The 17,117-nt window shown below is 59.6% G+C and carries 19 protein-coding genes, 1 tRNA gene and 1 pseudogene; 16 read left to right on the forward strand and 5 right to left on the reverse strand.

Going from position 1 to position 17,117, the window contains the following annotated elements; all coding sequences use genetic code 11:
- Window positions 1–205: 205 nt before the first annotated feature.
- The 4 genes and pseudogenes from FEE99_RS19490 to FEE99_RS19505 form a co-directional block, all read left to right on the forward strand.
- Window positions 206–322: pseudogene (locus FEE99_RS19490) on the forward strand (general stress protein); the annotation flags it as partial.
- Window positions 323–698: 376 nt separating this feature from the next.
- The gene (locus FEE99_RS19495) at window positions 699–1,250 is read left to right on the forward strand and encodes an ATP-dependent Clp protease proteolytic subunit (protein ID WP_041480149.1); all 552 of its coding nucleotides are present in this window, start codon (window positions 699–701) and stop codon (window positions 1,248–1,250) included.
- A 232-nt stretch (window positions 1,251–1,482) separates the two neighbouring features.
- On the forward strand, window positions 1,483–1,740 hold the full coding sequence (locus FEE99_RS19500; protein ID WP_041480147.1) for a DUF6555 family protein: 258 nt from the start codon (window positions 1,483–1,485) through the stop codon (window positions 1,738–1,740).
- Window positions 1,737–1,988 (forward strand): hypothetical protein, encoded by a 252-nt coding sequence (locus FEE99_RS19505; protein ID WP_041480146.1) that lies wholly within the window; start codon window positions 1,737–1,739, stop codon window positions 1,986–1,988. The genes FEE99_RS19500 and FEE99_RS19505 overlap by 4 nt, the downstream gene beginning before the upstream one ends.
- 12 nt (window positions 1,989–2,000) lie before the next feature.
- On the opposite strand, the gene FEE99_RS19510 is transcribed toward FEE99_RS19505, so the two are convergent.
- Entirely contained in the window at window positions 2,001–2,414 is a 414-nt protein-coding gene (locus FEE99_RS19510) for a cupin domain-containing protein (RefSeq protein WP_041480145.1), read from the reverse strand.
- Between the two features lie 215 nt (window positions 2,415–2,629).
- Here FEE99_RS19510 and FEE99_RS19515 point away from each other — a divergent pair, with 215 nt between their 5' ends.
- Together FEE99_RS19515 and FEE99_RS19520 are read left to right on the forward strand one after the other, a co-directional pair.
- Window positions 2,630–3,010: a RidA family protein gene (locus tag FEE99_RS19515; protein ID WP_041480143.1), complete on the forward strand. Its 381-nt coding sequence runs from the start codon at window positions 2,630–2,632 to the stop codon at window positions 3,008–3,010.
- 259 nt (window positions 3,011–3,269) lie between these two features.
- Complete coding sequence (locus FEE99_RS19520; RefSeq protein WP_041480142.1) at window positions 3,270–5,258, forward strand: peptidase U32 family protein; 1,989 nt, start codon at window positions 3,270–3,272, stop codon at window positions 5,256–5,258.
- 113 nt (window positions 5,259–5,371) lie between these two features.
- On the opposite strand, the gene FEE99_RS19525 is transcribed toward FEE99_RS19520, so the two are convergent.
- Window positions 5,372–5,446: transfer RNA gene (locus tag FEE99_RS19525), tRNA-Gln, on the reverse strand.
- Window positions 5,447–5,753: 307 nt separating this feature from the next.
- Between FEE99_RS19525 and FEE99_RS19530 the strand changes: the two genes are divergently transcribed.
- Window positions 5,754–6,788 (forward strand): alpha/beta fold hydrolase, encoded by a 1,035-nt coding sequence (locus tag FEE99_RS19530; protein ID WP_041480141.1) that lies wholly within the window; start codon window positions 5,754–5,756, stop codon window positions 6,786–6,788.
- Window positions 6,789–7,007: 219 nt separating this feature from the next.
- Here the strand turns inward: FEE99_RS19530 and FEE99_RS19535 are convergent, their stop codons facing one another.
- From FEE99_RS19535 to FEE99_RS19545, 3 genes are all read right to left on the reverse strand, one after another.
- A complete protein-coding gene (locus FEE99_RS19535; RefSeq protein WP_041480140.1) occupies window positions 7,008–8,018 on the reverse strand; it encodes a GlxA family transcriptional regulator in 1,011 nt (336 codons plus the stop codon).
- A gap of 112 nt (window positions 8,019–8,130) precedes the next feature.
- On the reverse strand, window positions 8,131–9,294 hold the full coding sequence (locus tag FEE99_RS19540) for a radical SAM protein (RefSeq protein ID WP_041480139.1): 1,164 nt from the start codon (window positions 9,292–9,294) through the stop codon (window positions 8,131–8,133).
- A 118-nt stretch (window positions 9,295–9,412) separates the two neighbouring features.
- The gene (locus tag FEE99_RS19545; protein WP_041480138.1) at window positions 9,413–10,306 is read right to left on the reverse strand and encodes a LysR family transcriptional regulator; all 894 of its coding nucleotides are present in this window, start codon (window positions 10,304–10,306) and stop codon (window positions 9,413–9,415) included.
- A gap of 113 nt (window positions 10,307–10,419) precedes the next feature.
- Here FEE99_RS19545 and FEE99_RS19550 point away from each other — a divergent pair, with 113 nt between their 5' ends.
- From FEE99_RS19550 to FEE99_RS19590, 9 genes are all read left to right on the forward strand, one after another.
- The gene (locus FEE99_RS19550; protein WP_041480136.1) at window positions 10,420–10,818 is read left to right on the forward strand and encodes a RidA family protein; all 399 of its coding nucleotides are present in this window, start codon (window positions 10,420–10,422) and stop codon (window positions 10,816–10,818) included.
- Between the two features lie 157 nt (window positions 10,819–10,975).
- Entirely contained in the window at window positions 10,976–11,839 is an 864-nt protein-coding gene (locus FEE99_RS19555; protein ID WP_041480134.1) for a putative selenate ABC transporter substrate-binding protein, read from the forward strand.
- Window positions 11,836–12,633 carry a phosphonate ABC transporter ATP-binding protein gene (locus FEE99_RS19560; protein WP_041480133.1) on the forward strand — a complete coding sequence of 266 codons (798 nt, stop codon included), beginning with the start codon at window positions 11,836–11,838 and terminating at the stop codon, window positions 12,631–12,633. The genes FEE99_RS19555 and FEE99_RS19560 overlap by 4 nt, the downstream gene beginning before the upstream one ends.
- On the forward strand, window positions 12,627–13,454 hold the full coding sequence (locus FEE99_RS19565; RefSeq protein WP_041480132.1) for a PhnE/PtxC family ABC transporter permease: 828 nt from the start codon (window positions 12,627–12,629) through the stop codon (window positions 13,452–13,454). The genes FEE99_RS19560 and FEE99_RS19565 overlap by 7 nt, the downstream gene beginning before the upstream one ends.
- Window positions 13,451–14,218: a phosphonate ABC transporter, permease protein PhnE gene (phnE, locus tag FEE99_RS19570; RefSeq protein ID WP_016774956.1), complete on the forward strand. Its 768-nt coding sequence runs from the start codon at window positions 13,451–13,453 to the stop codon at window positions 14,216–14,218. Before FEE99_RS19565 ends, phnE begins: the two co-directional genes overlap by 4 nt.
- A 178-nt stretch (window positions 14,219–14,396) precedes the next feature.
- Window positions 14,397–16,076, forward strand: a complete 1,680-nt coding sequence (locus FEE99_RS19575) for an MFS transporter (RefSeq protein ID WP_041480130.1) — start codon at window positions 14,397–14,399, stop codon at window positions 16,074–16,076.
- A 108-nt stretch (window positions 16,077–16,184) separates the two neighbouring features.
- The gene (locus FEE99_RS19580) at window positions 16,185–16,403 is read left to right on the forward strand and encodes a hypothetical protein (protein ID WP_041480129.1); all 219 of its coding nucleotides are present in this window, start codon (window positions 16,185–16,187) and stop codon (window positions 16,401–16,403) included.
- Between the two features lie 230 nt (window positions 16,404–16,633).
- Window positions 16,634–16,828, forward strand: coding sequence for a type II toxin-antitoxin system RelB family antitoxin (gene relB, locus FEE99_RS19585; RefSeq protein WP_041480127.1), 195 nt, complete (start codon window positions 16,634–16,636; stop codon window positions 16,826–16,828).
- Window positions 16,791–17,102: a type II toxin-antitoxin system RelE/ParE family toxin gene (locus tag FEE99_RS19590; protein ID WP_143978918.1), complete on the forward strand. Its 312-nt coding sequence runs from the start codon at window positions 16,791–16,793 to the stop codon at window positions 17,100–17,102. The genes relB and FEE99_RS19590 overlap by 38 nt, the downstream gene beginning before the upstream one ends.
- Window positions 17,103–17,117: the final 15 nt, after the last annotated feature.

Consider the following 17,117-nt stretch of genomic DNA (forward strand, 5'->3'; position numbering starts at 1 on the left):
TGGCCGATACAAGTTGAAAGTGCAGGCACCGCTCATCGGATCAATTAAAAAAAATCAAAACACCGTGAACCGATATGTAATCGAAGTAGGTGTCCATGACGAAAACGGACATCACTAGCGAAACGTTAATAGATATCGGAGAGCTATCATGACCACCGGAAATAAAAATACAGGTAACGCCGGCAACGATCGTGACAAGATGCAAGAGTCCGGGAAAAAAGGCGGACAGTCTGGCGGCAACTTCGCCAACGATCGTGAAAAAGCATCCGAGGCTGGTCGCAAAGGCGGACAATCCAGCCACAGTGGAGGTCGCAAGTCGTAAATGAGCGGTACAAGGGCAGCCTCGCTGCCCTTGTAATATTCGACGGAGCGCATAGATGACCACCTCCATACATACTCCTCCAAGCCAGTTACACCAACACGAAGGCGCTGAAGTTGTTCCAGAAGCGACGCGCAGCTCCCCGGAGAAACTGCCGGACGACGCTGGGTCTTCGTGCATTGAAAGAAAACCTGGCCACCCGCAGCACAGTGATCGTGCCCAACATGAATGTTACGAGCGCAGGCAGTTGAACGTTGACTCTGAAAACTCTCGAGAAACGCAAACGACGCCAACGTACGAACGCTGCTCCTGACTGACGGGCACCAGTCCTTGCGCAAAGAGCCCGTTCGCAGAGCCCCGGCCCGTCGAGGAAATTGCCATGCCTGTTCACGTGATTAACTTTACCGGCCCGATCAATGCTTCAACCTGCGGTCAGCTGATTGATAGAGCCTCGCGTGCGGTAAAGGAAGATGCCCCCAGGTTGATTCTGAACATCGCTACCATGGGTGGCGAATGCAGTTACGGTTTCACGATGTACAACTTTCTGATGGCGCTGCCCGTGCCGGTACACACGCATAACCTGGGAACGGTCGAGTCGATGGGCAATATCGTTTTCCTCGCCGGCCAGCGCCGCACTGCGTGCACTCATAGCAAGTTTCTGTTTCACCCTTTTCATTGGCACTTGCAGGGAGCGGTTGATCATTCGCGCATGTCGGAATATGCCATGAGCCTGGATTACGACTTGCATCTGTACGCGCAGATTGTCGCCGAGCGTACCAGTAACGGGAAAAATGCATTGGAGACAGAGAAATACCTGACAGCGGCTCCGCGCATTATCAATCCTGAAGAAGCTTTGCATGCAGGGCTGATCACAGCGGTTGAAGACACCGAGATTCACGCAGACTTTGTCTGCTCATGCATTTACTCCTGAAGCCCCTCCTGAATAACGCGTCGTTTTAGATGCGTTTCATTCTATTCAGGTCGCCACTATCAGCAGCGACATTACAAGATCATGTAGTGCATTGGCGCCTCAACTTGTACACGCCCCAACGCGCGGTATAACGCTAAACAAGCGGCGTATGCCGGTCATCCCAGCCAAAAGAATTTTCTCTGAATTATTCATTTCGCCAGACATCCCTCTTTTTAACAGACGGAGGAAATGTATGAGCGCAGTGGACTTGTACGTGATCGAGTACCTGTTACATGGAAAGCCCAGGTCATTCGTCATTCGCACAAAAAACATGAACAACGCCGAAGCGTGGCAGTGGGCAAGTTGCGACGCAGGAATCGCGCCCATCCCGCGCCCCGGTCGGCCTCCGTTGAAACGTTTTTCCAAACCAATGGCGGAACGCTTCGGCGTAACCGAGGTGCAATGGCGCGAGTCGGTGCCTCTGGTGTGGGAGGAGGATCACGCAAAATGAATGAGCGCACGTTGAGATTCGGTTTCGGCCGATCGTGGGATGACGAGATGGCAGAAAACGCCGCGATGTTCCGCGAGGCCGACCTGCTGGAAGAGGCGGCCTACAGAATCATTGAGCATGACGCCGACAGTCCTGAGGCCTGGGCTCGCTTCAGCGAAGCAAAAGCCCTGGCCGACGCCAAACGAACGGCGGCCTATCAGGACTGGATGCGCATCAAGCGCGCGATGAGCAAGCCGCGCTCGAAATAGCAGGCCGACGCATCACGGCTTGAGGATCAGCAGCGGTTCGCCCTTCGGCACGACATAAGTGGCCAATTCCACGGCTTTGTCGTTGCCAACGTTTTTGGCCACATGCGCAACGCCCGCCGGAATGAACAACGAATCGCCGGCCTTAAGTATCACCGGCGCTCGCCCTTCAAGCTGATACTCGAACGTGCCGCTGATGACATAGGCCACTTCCACACCGGGATGAGCATGCCGAGGCGAGGTGACGCCAGCATCAAAGTCGATACGCGCCTGAATCACTTCGCGATTGTCAGCGCCGAGATCCTGGCGAACCAGATCAGTACGGCTCAGACCTTTCTGCCAGCTCGTCGCCGGCGCATCCGCCGCATGGGCGAAACCGGCAAGGGAGGCGAAGACAACGGCAGAAGCCAGAAACAGTGGACGGTACATGGTGGTGCCCTCTTGAACGTAGTGTTGGTGTGAGGGCTACTTTGGGCTTGGCATGTAAGGCGGATGTGTCTCGAAAGCGCAGTTTGGTGTTGCCGTGTGTATCGGCTGAGCGGTGATACACGCTTATACAAACGTGTCGCGGTCCCCGTCCGGGCCATGGTGGGAAAGAATCTGTAAACTGCCGCAATCTTCATTCACTCAAACAAGAGATGCCCATGGCCAATCAAGACATCATCTTCACGCCTGATCCGGACACCGATTCGATTTCTTCCGACGTCGCCACCTTCGGCGGCATCATGGTTTCCACGCAGATTCCAACCCGCGCCGATGGCAGCCTGGAACTCGGCGGCATCACCGAGCAGAGCGAGTGCACGCTGCAAGCGCTTAAAGTCGCTCTGGAACGTGCCGGCAGTTCGATGGACCGGGTGCTGCACCTGACCATTTACCTCACCGACATGGCTGATCGCGCGGCGTTTAATGAAGTCTACAAGCGCTTTTTTGCCAAGCCTTGGCCGGTGCGGGCAGCGGTGGGCGTGGCCTCGCTGGCGGTTGAGGGGATGCGTGTGGAAGTGACGGCGATGGCCGCCAAGGGCTGATCGAATTTGCGGATGTCACTCAATGGTTTTCGGATGACAGACCGCTTTCGCGAGCAGGCTCGCTCCCACAGTGGATGTATTCCGGCCCGGAGCTAACCCTGTGGGAGCGGGCTTGCCCGCGAAGGGGCCGGAACATTCAACACAACCGCCAACCGAACTGACCCGATCGCCAGCCACCATCGGGCAGCGCACACGTGCCCGCCGCGCGTTTCACGGGTAGAATGCGCCCCTTGCCCGTGACCGCCTGACTAAAAAAACTATGTCCTTGCCCAAGCATCACCTGGAATTGCTCAGCCCTGCCCGCGATGTCGCCATTGCCCGCGAGGCCATCCTGCATGGCGCTGACGCCGTGTACATCGGCGGCCCGAGCTTCGGCGCACGCCACAACGCCTGCAACGAAGTCAGCGAAATCGCCGAACTGGTCGAGTTCGCCCGCCGTTACCACGCGCGCATCTTCACCACCATCAACACCATCCTGCACGACAACGAACTGGAGCCGGCGCGCAAGCTGATCCATCAGTTGTACGACGCCGGCGTCGATGCGCTGATCGTTCAGGACCTGGGCGTGATGGAGCTGGACATTCCGCCGATCGAGCTGCACGCCTCGACCCAGACCGATATCCGCACGCTGGAGCGGGCGAAGTTCCTCGATCAGGCCGGTTTCTCGCAGCTGGTATTGGCCCGAGAACTGAACCTGCAAGAAATCCGCGCCATCGCCGATGAAACCGACGCGGCCATCGAATTCTTCATTCACGGCGCGCTGTGCGTGGCCTTCTCCGGCCAGTGCAATATTTCCCACGCGCAAACCGGCCGCAGTGCCAACCGAGGCGACTGCTCCCAGGCTTGCCGCTTGCCGTACACCTTGAAAGACGAAAAGGGTGGCGTGATCGCTTACGAAAAACACCTGCTGTCGATGAAAGACAACAACCAGAGCGCCAACATCCGCGCGCTGGTCGAAGCAGGCGTGCGTTCGTTCAAGATCGAAGGTCGCTACAAGGACATGGGCTATGTGAAGAACATCACTGCCTATTACCGCCAGCGTCTGGACGACGTGCTCGAAGACCGCCCTGACCTGGCCCGCGCCTCCAGCGGCCGGACGGTGCATTTCTTCCTGCCCGACCCGGAAAAGACCTTCCACCGTGGCAGCACCGATTATTTCGTCACCGATCGCAAGATCGACATCGGCGCCTTCGATTCGCCAACCTTCACCGGTCTGCCAGTCGGCACGGTGGAAAAAGTCGGCAAGCGTGACATGCAGGTTGTCACTCACGAGCCGCTGTCCAACGGCGACGGCCTGAACGTGCTGGTCAAGCGCGAAGTGGTCGGTTTCCGCGCCAACATCGCCGAGGCCAAAGGCGAGTTCGAAGAAGACGGCGAGAAGCGCTACCGCTACCGCGTCGAGCCGAACGAAATGCCCGAGGGCCTGTCGAAGCTGCGTCCAAGCCACCCGCTCAATCGCAACCTCGATCACAACTGGCAGCAAGCGCTGCAGAAGACTTCTTCGGAACGTCGTGTGGCCCTGAGCTGGTTCGCCCGTCTGCGCGAAGAACAGCTGGAAGTGACCGCGACCAGCGAAGAAGGCATCAGCGCCAGCGTCACGCTGAACGGGCCGTTCGGCGTTGCCAACAAGCCGGAGCAGGCGCTGGAGCAACTGCGCGACCTGCTTGGTCAGCTCGGCACCACGCAGTACCACGCCACCGACGTCAAACTCGATGCGCCGCAAGCATTCTTCATTCCCAACTCGCAGCTCAAGTCGCTGCGTCGCGAAGTGATCGAAGCGCTGACTGCGGCGCGTGTCGCCGCGCATCCGCGTGGCAGCCGCAAGGCCGAAACCACGCCGCCGCCGGTGTACCCGGATTCGCACCTGACCTTCCTCGCCAACGTCTACAACCAGAAGGCCCGCGACTTCTACCACCGTCACGGCGTCAAGCTGATCGACGCGGCGTACGAAGCTCACGAAGAGCCGGGTGAAGTGCCGGTGATGATCACCAAGCACTGCCTGCGTTTCTCTTTCAACCTGTGCCCGAAACAGGCCAAAGGCGTGACCGGCGTGCGCACCAAGGTTGCGCCGATGCAGTTGATCCACGGCGATGAAGTGCTGACGTTGAAGTTCGATTGCAAGCCGTGCGAGATGCACATCATCGGCAAGATGAAAGGCCACATCCTCAACCTGCCGCAGCCGGGCAGCGTGGTCGGCCACATCAGCCCTGAAGACCTGATGAAAACCATCCCGCGCGCACCGCACTAAGTGGCCGGCGTGCGCGGTGCTTCGGCATCGCGCACGCATGCCTGGCTCAAGCGCGGTAAATCGCAGGCATAAAAAAACGCCAACTTCTTGTGAAGTTGGCGTTTTTTCGTAGATGGCAGGGGCGGCTGGATTCGAACCAACGCATGGCAGGATCAAAACCTGCTGCCTTACCGCTTGGCGACGCCCCTGTAGCTCTGATCAGCGGCTCCGTTAGGATCGCTGTGAGAACGGGGCGCAATTTAACAACATTCATTTCATTTGGGAAGCCCGAAATAAAATTTTTTTTGTTTTAAAACAGCCACTTATTATTTTCGCGCGAAAACTCACCGTTTCATCGCCATGTATCACACTGTGTACGCGCCCCGCTGCTACACAACCCAATGCAAAAACGCTCTCTGGCGACACAGAGCAGATACCTCGCCACGCTTCAATGCACCCAGGGTTTCAAGGGTTCATCCAGCCCCTTGGCCACAGGCTCGCAAAGGAGACGTCAGCATGAAACAGGCTCTGCACACCTCTAAAATCACCGCCGCGCTCGGCTTGTCAGTCCTGGCGCTGTCACTGTTCGGCGCCGTCGGCAGCGCTCAGGCGCAAACCACAGAACCCGCCGCCGTCAGCTATTCCGCGCCCTCGCCCTTCGGCCCGCTGAAGCACATCAAGGCTGGCTTGCTCGACGTAGCCTACGCCGAAACCGGTCCTGCCGATGGCCCGGTGGTGATCCTGCTGCACGGCTGGCCCTACGACATTCACAGCTACGACGAAGTCGCACCACTGCTGGCGGCCAAGGGTTACCGCGTGCTGATGCCGTATGCACGGGGTTATGGCGACACGCAGTTCCTGTCCAAGGACACCCTGCGCAACGGCCAACCGGCAGCGCTGGCCAGCGACGTGATCGACTTCATGGATGCGCTGAAGATCAAGCAAGCAGTGCTGGGCGGCTACGACTGGGGCGCGCGTTCGGCGGACATCGTCGCGGCCTTGTGGCCAGAGCGCGTGAAAGCTCTGGTGGCGGTCAGCGGCTACCTGATCGGCAATCAGGCCGCCGGGCAAAACCCGCTGCCGCCGAAAGCCGAATTGCAGTGGTGGTACCAGTTCTACTTCGCCACCGAACGCGGCCGTGCCGGCTATGAAAAAAACACCCGCGACTTCGCCAAACTGATCTGGCAGCTGGCTTCGCCACAGTGGAAGTTCGACGACGCCACTTTCGACCGCAGCGCCCAAGCGTTGCAGAACCCCGATCACGTCGAGATCACCGTATTCAACTACCGCTGGCGGCTGGGCCTGGTGCAGGGCGAGGCGAAATATGCCGCGCTGGAAGAGAAGCTTGCGACTGCACCGCCGATCAGCGTGCCGACGATTACCCTGGAAGGCGACGCCAATGGTGCGCCACATCCCAAGCCTGAGGACTATGCCAAGCGTTTTACCGGGAAATATCAGTTCCGGTTGATTGAGGGTGGGGTTGGGCACAATTTGCCCCAGGAAAGCCCGGCGGCGTTTGCGCAAGCTGTAATCGATGCTGATCGTCTCTGACAGACCCGCCCTCAATACCCCTCACCCTAGCCCTCTCCCGGAGGGAGAGGGAACTGAGTGGGGGATATTCGAGATTTACGCCGACCTGAAAGCGCTGTATTGAATCCAAAGTCGACGTCCATCTTTCAGGTCGATGTACAGCGCAAGATACCTCGGTAGGCTCCCTCTCCCTCTGGGAGAGGGCTGGGGTGAGGGTTTTTGGAGATTGCACCGGTCGATCTATTTAACCAGCCGTTTTTCCTTCGAAGGCCGATAACCAAAGTACGAGCTATAGCACTTGCTGAAATGGCTCGGTGAAACGAAACCACACGCCACCAGCACTTCCACCTGCGACAGCTCGGTATGTTGCAGCAGGCGCCGTGCTTCGGTGATGCGCAGTTCCAGGTAATAGCGCTGCGGCGTGGTGCCCAGTTGTTCCTTGAACAAGCGCTCGAGCTGGCGCCGTGAGCGGCCGGCGTAGACCGCCAATTGTTCCAGCTCCAACGGTTCTTCGAGGTTGGCGTCCATCAGCTTGATCACTTCCCGCAACGGCGCGCTGACGCAGATGTTTTCATCCGGTTTGATCCGCCGGTAGCGCGATTCCTCAAACGCCAGAATGTCCTCGACACCCTCGACCAGCGCCTTGCCGTGCAGGCTTTTGATCCAGTCCAGCGCCATGTGGAAAGCCCCCGATGGGCTCGAGGCGGTGAGCCGGTCGCGGTCGATCACATAAGGCTCGCTGCTGACGTGCGTAGCCTTGGCAATTTCCGTCAACGCGGGGCGATGTTCCGGGTGGATCGAGCAGCGATAGCCATCGAGCAACCCGGCACGGCCGAGAAACCACGAACCGTTCCACAACCCGGCCAGACTGACGCCCCGCTCCGCCGCGAGTTTGAGCAAGTGCACAAACCCATCGCTCGCTCGCAGTTCAGTGCGATAACCGCCGCAGACCACCAGCAGATCCAATTCCTCGAGCGCTGCTGAGTCCAGACGCGCATCGGGGCGGATCACCAGCCCCAGGTCGCTGATGACCTCGCCCTCACCCAGCCCGAAGGTGCGCGAGGTAAACAGCCCCGGGCGCAACAGATTGGTAGTCACCACGGCGTCCAGCGTCTGCGTAAAGGCCGGTAGCGAAAAGTGTTCGAGCAGCAGAAAACCGGTGCGCGTCAACTGCGCGTTATCGCTTTGCTCATTCAGATAGCGGAGGTTTTTCCCCTTCATGCCTCCGCTGAATTGGCGTCGTTCGGTCAAGTTTCAATCCATCGGTCACATTGTTGTGGGCCGATAGTTGGCCGGAACCGGTAAAGAGTCAATCACGTCATCGGGCCACAACACCAAACAACCCATGGCCGTCGCCCTGGATCTAACAAACGACCGTGTTCAACCCCGCCCCGAGCCGCCCTTCGAGACGCCCAAACAGGACGTAGTGTTGATAGCCGCTGGAGAAGGCGCCTGTGGCGATTGCAGTCTTTACGTCGGCATTGAGGCGCAAATATTGCTCCTCATCGAAGTGCTCGGCGCTGACTTCACCTGTACGGCCCAGACGTTCGCTATCGATCGGCTGTTCGAGAATCGTGCGTCGTTGAAAGTCGATGATGCGATTGACCGCATGACTTTCCAGCGGCCCCTTGTTGGGCGATGCGGAGTAGATGTGCAGACCGTTCTTTGCGCAGCGGTTGCACAAGTCCACGCAGTTCTTTTGCGTGGATTTGCGACTCATCAATTCCTGCACCGGCATGTCCAGATACTTGCCGACGCTGTATTCCGCCTGATTGAAAATCGTGCAGCACAGCACGGTATTGCCATTGCAATCGAGTACCAGCCAATCATCTTTCAGGGTGCACGCCTGTTTGGGGTATTGCTTGACCAGATTGACCAGGTCTGCATACGGTGGCAACGCCAGGCGCTTGAGGGTTTCCCGGTCCGTGTCGGTGACCGAGGCATCGTCTTCGACGATGGCGAAGGTTTTTTCCAGCGGCATCATCACCGAGTAGCCGGTGGAGAAATTGAAACCCAGGCGCTCGCTGAACTCGCGCATCAGCCCCTCTTCTTCGAGGTTATCCAGATAGCGGTGGTAATAGACCTCGATAAGCGTATTCAGGCCGTGACGCTGCTTGAGGTCATGCAGCTTGATCATGTTCTGCTTGACCACTTCGATGTCGCCGCCGACATGCCCTTGGCGGTAGGTATCCTGGTGGAACCCGGACAGGGAGACACGGAAGAACCAGGGATTGGCGAGCATCGCGCTTTCAATGTTCTTGGCCAGGTTCAGGTTGGAGCTGATGCCGCTTTGCAAGCCAGCTGCGTTGATGATTTCGACGAACTCACCGATGCGCGGGTGAATCAACGGCTCGGTCCAGTTGTACAAAAAGATCGCCTTGACCCCTTCACGCCGCGCCTTATCGACAATCTGCGTGAACATATCGAGCTGCATGGCTTTCTTGAAATTGGCATTTTCCGAATTACCCATCGGGCATGACGGGCAGCTCAGATTGCAGGCGCCGACGATATCGATGTACATATTCATTACGCGCATAGCTCCTTGGGTCGAACGTGCGTCTCTCATCACGAGCACGTTCGAGTCGCCGGGTTGGTTGTTTTTCTGACGACCTGCCTTCACGTAAAGCAATAAGCGCACCAGAGCCCTACGCCATTAACGCCACAATCCAGTCGATAAACACCCGCAACTTCACGCTGACATGCCGGTTCGGCGGGTACGCCAGATAAAGCGGCATCGATTCAAGCTGCCAGCCTTCAAACAACTGCACCAACTCGCCCCGCGCCACATGCGCGTCAGACATATACGTCGGCAACCAGAGCACACCCATGCCCGCCAGCCCCGCCGCCAGATAGGCATTGCCGTCATCCACCGCAAGCACATGCCGGCCCTTGATCTGCAGGCGCTCGGTGCCATTGTGCAACGTGTACGGAAGAGGTTTACCAGTGCGAGCCCAGAGGAAAGCGACGACGCGGTGATGAGAGTCTTGCAGTTCCAGCGGGTGCTCAGGCGTCCCTTCTCGGGCCAGATAAGCCGGCGCGGCAAATACCCCCAAGGGCAGATCGGCGAGCTTGCGCGCCATCAGCGATTGATCGAGCAATTCGCCGCCGCGCACCACGCAATCGACGTTCTCATCGATGATGTCGACGATGCGGTCGCTGACGCCCATGTCGATCTGGATGTCCGGGTAGCGCGCGTGAAAATCCGGCAAGGCTGGGACCAGAATATGCCGCGCGAACGGGCTCGGCACGTCGATGCGCAAGCGCCCCCGTGGCCGTGCGGCGGCACCGGGCAGGCTGGTTTCGGCGTCGTCCATGTCGGCCAGCAACTTGATCACCCGCTCGTAATACGCCGCACCATCGGCGGTGACGTTGACCTTGCGCGTGGTGCGATTGAGCAGCTTGACCCGCAACCGCGCCTCCAGTTGCTGCACCAGTTGCGTCACCGTGGTCTTGCTCATGTGCAGGGTATCGGCAGCTTTGGTGAAACTCCCCGCCTCGACCACCCGGGCAAAGGCCTGCATTGCATCGAACCGGTCCATCCACGCCCCTCGATTGTTTGGGATTTGCAAACAGTGAACGCCAAGCTTGCGCGTTTATCCACCAGCTGCAAATACCTAAAGTCACTCCATCAACCACTGATGGAGTCAGCCCCATGTCCAAGCGCGATGTAGTGTTCCCACCCGCCCGCCACGCCCTGTATGAGCGTCACCGTTACTCGCCGGCGATTCGCTCCAACGGGTTTCTGTTTGTCTCCGGACAAGTCGGCAGCCGTGAGGATGGCTCGCCCGAGGCCGATCTGCGCGATCAGGTGCGCACCGCCTTCCACAACCTCAACGCGATTCTCGCTGCGGCCGGTTGCAGCTTCGATGATGCGGTGGATGTCACCGTGTTCATGGTCGATCCGCACTCGACGTTCGAAACGATCTGGACTGTGGTGCCGGAGTTTTGGGGCGAAGCGCCGTTTCCGACCATCACCGCTGTCGGCGTGACCTGGCTGGCGGGTTTCGATTTCGAGATCAAGGTGATTGCCAAACTGCCCGAGGCGGCTTGACCGCAACCGTACACAAACAGACACACCGCGCCGGCACGGAGGCTGGCCAATCTCCTCGCGAATGCGTATAACCTCGCCGTTTCGTCTACCCTGACGTGGCGCGCCGCCCGGTAGCGGCTGCCCTTCGAATATTGACGCTTACGAAACGGAGAATTCTATGTTCAAGCGTACCCTCGCCCTCACCGCCGGTCTGGCCCTGTCCTTTTCTGCCCTGATGACGCAAGCCGCTGATGTCCTGCGCGTCAGCGCGATTCCCGACGAAGCCCCGACCGAGCTGCTGCGCAAGTTCGAACCGCTGGGTGCCTATCTTGAGCAGCAGTTGGGCATGAAGGTGCAGTTTGTGCCTGTCGCCGACTACCCGGCGGTGGTTGAAGCGCTGGCCACCGATCGCCTCGACATGGCCTGGCTCGGCGGTTTCACTTTTGTGCAGGCTCGTTTGAAGACCGACGCCACTACACCAGTGATCCCGCTGGTGCAGCGCGAACAGGATGCGCAGTTCACCAGCAAATTCATTACCGCCGACCCGAACGTGAAAAGCCTCGCCGACCTGAAGGGCAAGACCTTCGCCTTCGGTTCGGTGTCGTCCACCTCGGGCAGTCTGATGCCGCGTTACTTCATGCTGAAGAACGACGGCATCAAGCCTGAAGGCTATTTCAGCCGTGTCGCCTACTCCGGCGCGCATGACGCCACCGTTGCCTGGGTGCAGGCCGGCAAGGTCGACGCTGGTGTGTTGAACGCCAGCGTCTGGCAGAAACTGGTCGACGCCGGCAAGGTCGACACCAACAAGGTCAAAGTCTTCGCCACCACGCCGACCTACTTCGATTACAACTGGACCGTGCGCGGCACCCTTGATCCGAAGCTGGCCGCGAAGATCAAGCAAGCCTTCCTCGACCTCGACCCGGCCAATCCTGAGCAGAAGAAGATCCTTGATCTGCAGGCCGCCAGTCGTTTCATCGAGACCAAGCCCGAGAACTACAAGGGCATCGAGGAAGCCGCCCGCGCTGCCGAATTGCTGAAATGACCCTACGCCTCACCCAGGGCAGCCTGCGCCACGCCAATGGCGTCGATGCCCTTCGTAACATCGACGTGCAGATTGGCGCTGGCGAACAGGTAGCGATCATCGGCCCGTCCGGCGCTGGCAAGTCGAGCCTGCTCAATCTGCTGGCCACCGCGCTCAAGCCCAGCAGTGGCGACATCGAAGTGCTTGGCGAACGCGCCTGGCACTTGTCGGCGCACCAGCGGCAGCGCCTGCGTGCGCGCATCGGCCTGGTGCATCAGGCGCCGCCGATTCCGCCGCGTCAGCGGGTCATTACGGCGGTGCTGGCCGGCAAGCTCGGTCAGTGGAGTCTGGGCAAAAGTCTGCTGAACCTGCTGCATCCACTGGATGTGGCGGGCGCTCGCGCGGCGTTGGCGCGGCTGGATCTGGGCGACAAACTCTTCGCCCATTGCCAGCAGTTGTCCGGCGGGCAATTGCAGCGCGTCGGCATTGCGCGAGTGCTGTATCAGGCGCCGGAAATAATGCTTGCCGACGAACCTGTCTCAGCCATGGACCCGGTGCTTGCCAGCCATACGCTGTCGATCCTTTCGCGCCATGCTCGCGAGCACAACGTCACGCTGGTGGCGAGCCTGCACGCAGTGGATCTGGCGCTGGAACACTTTCCACGGATCATCGGCCTGCGCGACGGGCAGATTCTTTTCGATTGCCCATCCGATCAGGTCAGCCGCGACAAGCTCGATGCGCTGTACGCCAATGAACAACTGCAATCGCCAGCGCCAGCGGTGGCGCCTTTGATTGTGCAGATTCCGCGATGCTGAAAGCTGATTCCCGAGACCCGGCGGCATGGCCGCGATTGTTGCTGACGCTGCTGGCGCTGGCCCTGCTGTGGCCGGGCATTCAGCTCAGCGAGCTGGACCTGGGCGTGCTGTTTCAGGCCGATAGCCAGAACGAAATGGGCCGTTTCGTTTCGGCATTCTGGCCGCCGGCGCACGATCAGGCGTTCCTGCAACTGTTGCTCAAAGCCACCCTGCAAACCCTGGCGATTGCCACGGCGGGCATGGCCCTGGCGTTGCTGCTGGCGGTGCCGGCAAGCCTGATCGCCAGCCGCGCGCTGTCGCTCTCGGCGGCGTCCCGGGGCGGCGTGCCGAGCCTGCCCGGGCGTTTGCTGCGCTGGCCGGTGCGTGGCTTGCTGATCTTTCTGCGTAGCGTGCCGGAGATCGTCTGGGCACTGTTGTTTGTGCGCGCGGTCGGCCTCGGCCCGGCGGCTGGCGTGTTGGCCATCGCCATCACCTACAGCGGCATGCTCGGCAAGGTCTACGCAGAAATTTACGAATCCACCGACCAGCGCCCGGCGCACGCATTGTTGCAGGCCGGCAGCGGTCGACTGGCGGCGTTTGCCTACGGCACGCTGCCGAATGTCGCCGCCGAACTGCTCTCGTACACGGTGTATCGCTGGGAGTGCGCGATCCGTGCCTCAGTGGTGATGGGCTTTGTCGGTGCCGGTGGGCTGGGGCAACAGATCGACCTGTCGATCCGCATGTTTGCCGGCGGTGAAGTCGCCAGCATGTTGCTGACGTTCCTGCTGCTGGTGCTGTGCGCTGATCAACTCAGCCGCTTGCTGCGCTGGAGGCTGACATGAGGCGCCTGATCAACCTGCTGCTGCTCGCCGCCATTGCGGTCGCGGTGGTCGCCTCTTTTGCCTATCTGGAACTGGATCTCGCCGAACTCGGCAGCGCCAACAGCCTCAAGCAGATGGGCAGTTACGTGCAGCGCTTTCTAAGTCCCGACTTGAGCGCCGGTTACCTGAAAGCCATTGCCCACGGTTCGCTGGAAACTCTGGCCATGTCCGCGTTGGGCACCCTGCTTGCGGCGCTGTTCGGCATCGTTCTCGCGCTGCCCGCTGCCGGGCGTTTCGGCTGGCCGCTGCAAAGTGCGGCGCGCCTGCTGCTCAACGGCTTGCGGGCGATTCCGGAGCTGGTTTGGGCGGCGCTGATGGTGCTTGCCGCCGGTCTCGGACCGAACGCCGGCACCCTCGCCCTTGCCCTGCACACCACTGGGGTGCTCGGTCGGCTATTTGCCGAAGCATTGGAAAACACTCCGCCACAACCGGCCGAGGCGATCCGTTTGCAGGGCGGCAATCCGATCCTCGCGTTCTGCTATGGCACCCTGCCTAACCTCGCCCCGCAACTGCTCGCTTACTGCCTGTATCGCTGGGAAAACAACATCCGCATGGCCAGCGTGCTGGGCTTTGTCGGTGCTGGCGGCCTCGGCCAGATGCTGTATGTCAGCTTGAGTCTGTTCCAGGAAGCCCAGGCCAGTACGGTGATTCTGGCGATGCTGTTGCTGGTGTTTCTGGTCGATTGGTTGAGCGCCTGGAGCCGGCAGCGTTGGGTCAAAGCGTAGGCCGAGTGGATATTCGCCAAAAGCTGATTATGCTTCAGGAAACCTTGCAGCCCTGCGAGGCGGTCAGACTGTGCAAGCTTCACGCTAGAGCAACGGCGGCAGATGCCAACGGGCCAGAGTGCGACAGGCAGTAACGGGGGACTCCGGCCTACAACAATAAGCACGACGGAGAACACCCATGGCCACAATCGACACAGCATCCACCGGCACACCGCCCCGCAGCGGCGGTATCACGAAGGAGGAGCGCAAGGTCATCTTCGCTTCCTCGCTGGGCACGGTTTTCGAGTGGTACGACTTTTACCTCTACGGCTCACTGGCGGCGATCATCGCCAAGCACTTCTTCGCCGGCGTCAACGAAACCACCGCATTCATCTTTGCCCTGCTGGCCTTCGCCGCCGGGTTTGCGGTGCGGCCGTTCGGCGCCATCGTCTTCGGGCGCCTGGGTGACATGATCGGGCGCAAACACACGTTTCTGATCACCATCGTGATCATGGGCGTGTCCACCGCAATCGTCGGTTTGCTGCCCGGCTACGCCACCATCGGCGTCGCTGCCCCGGTGATTCTGATCACCCTGCGCTTGCTGCAAGGCCTGGCGCTGGGCGGGGAATACGGCGGCGCGGCGACCTACGTGGCCGAGCACGCGCCACGCAACCGCCGTGGCTTTTTCACTTCGTGGATTCAAACCACCGCCACCCTCGGTCTGTTCATGTCGTTGCTGGTGATTCTCACCTGTCGTACCGCGCTGGGTAACGAGGCGTTCGAGGCGTGGGGCTGGCGGATTCCGTTTCTGCTGTCGATCATTCTGCTGGCCGTGTCGGTGTACATTCGCCTGCAACTGAGCGAGTCGCCGGTGTTCCAGAAAATGAAGGACGAAGGCAAGGCCTCGAAAGCGCCGCTGACCGAATCCTTTGCACGCTGGGACAACCTCAAAGTGGTGATCATGTCGCTGCTGGGCGGCACGGCCGGGCAAGCAGTGGTCTGGTACACCGGGCAGTTCTATGCGCTGTTCTTCCTGTTGCAAACATTGAAGATCGACGCGCAGACCGCCAACCTGCTGATCGCCGGATCGCTACTGATCGGCACACCGTTCTTCGTGATTTTCGGCAGCCTGTCCGATCGCATCGGGCGCAAACCGATCATCATGGCCGGGTGCATTCTGGCTGCTTTGACCTACTTTCCGATCTTTACTGCGCTGACCCAGTACGGCAACCCGGACGTGTTCGTCGCTCAGGAAAAAAATCCGGTCAAAGTGATCGCCAATCCTGATCAGTGTTCGTTCCAGTTCGATCCGGTGGGCAAGGCCAGATTCACCAGCTCCTGTGACCTGGCGAAAACCTTGCTGGCGAAACGCGCGATCCCGTACGAGAACGTCGCCGCCGAACCGAACACCGTCGCGCAGGTGCGCATCGGTGACCGCGTTGTCGAGAGCTTCGAAGGCAGCGCCCTCACCGCCGCCGACTTCAAGGCCCGCAACGACGCCTTCACCGCCAACCTCGGCGCGGCGTTGAAGGAAGCCGGTTACCCGGAAAAAGCCGATCCGGCGAAAATCAACTACCCGATGATGCTGCTCCTGCTGACCGTGCTGGTGATCTACGTGACCATGGTCTACGGCCCGATAGCCGCGTGGCTGGTCGAGCTGTTCCCGACGCGCATCCGCTACACCTCGATGTCGCTGCCCTACCACATCGGCAACGGCTGGTTCGGCGGCTTCCTGCCGACCGTGGCGTTCGCCATGGTCGCCGCCACCGGTGACATCTACTACGGGCTCTGGTACCCGATCGTGATTGCAGTGGCGACGGCAATACTCGGCACGTTCTTCCTGCCGGAAACCAAGGATCGCGACATTCTCAAGGACTGAAAAAAGCCGCAGCGCCCTCTCCTGCGGGAGAGGGCCTCGCAGCTGAAAAATTTCGAACGTCTGCCGCCGCGCTGTCTCCAATGTGTACACCCACAGGAGGCCAGCGCCATGAACCCCAACGACGACAAAACCCCCAATGCCCAACCTACCGATGCCAGCGGTAAACCGGTGAACGTGGTCGAGCGCGATCTGCAGGACCGCGAGGGCAAGACCGAAGGCGTGGACAAGGTCATCACGCCCTCTTCCACTCGGGTCAAAGAGCAGGAAGCTGAAGAGCTACAGCGCAAAGTCGATGAGATCGAGCGTAAGGTTGCAGACGGTAACTGAGTGCAGCGTGGCTGTGGCCGCGGCGTTGAGCGGCGGCTGTCAGCCCGATGACCAAAAGCTGATTTCCTACAGAATTGAACTACACAGCTGATCGACTTCACGTGCATCACAAGCGAAGCGTCTGACAGATTTGCATCGTCTGTTTGCGGATGATGTCTCCCTCGTCCCGCCAGTGACGACGACGAGCCCACATCCCCTTAGACTGCTTCACATTGATCATGGAGGTCATGATGAGCGCTGAACTTTCACTTATCGTTTCAGACTTCGAAACCGAAGAAGAGGCTGCGGAATACGACCTTTGGTTTCGTGCGCAGGTCCAGGAAGCACTTGATGATCCGCACCCTGGCATTCCCCATGCCGAAGCAATGGTGTTGCTCGATCAGATGAATGAAGAAAACCGCAGGAAGCGCCACGCTGCGGGTTAAATGGAGCTACAAGGCTATTCGTCAACTGGCTGACATCATTGATTACATCGATCAGCACAACTCCGTTGCTTCGGTTTCCTTTCAACGTAAAGCCGTGGCCGCAGCGCAGAAACTTTCTTCCATACCCCATGGCTACCGATCCGGTCGGGTGTCTGGCACTCGCGAAATGGTGATTCATCCGAACTATCTGCTGGTTTATCGGGTGAATGGGGAGATCGACATACTCAGGGTGCTTCACGCTCGACAAAAATATCCCCTAACCCCTTCTCTCTAAACAAAGGCGGCCAAC

It is taken from the genome of Pseudomonas sp. ef1, assembly GCF_007293365.2.
Taxonomy (GTDB): domain Bacteria; phylum Pseudomonadota; class Gammaproteobacteria; order Pseudomonadales; family Pseudomonadaceae; genus Aquipseudomonas; species Aquipseudomonas siliginis.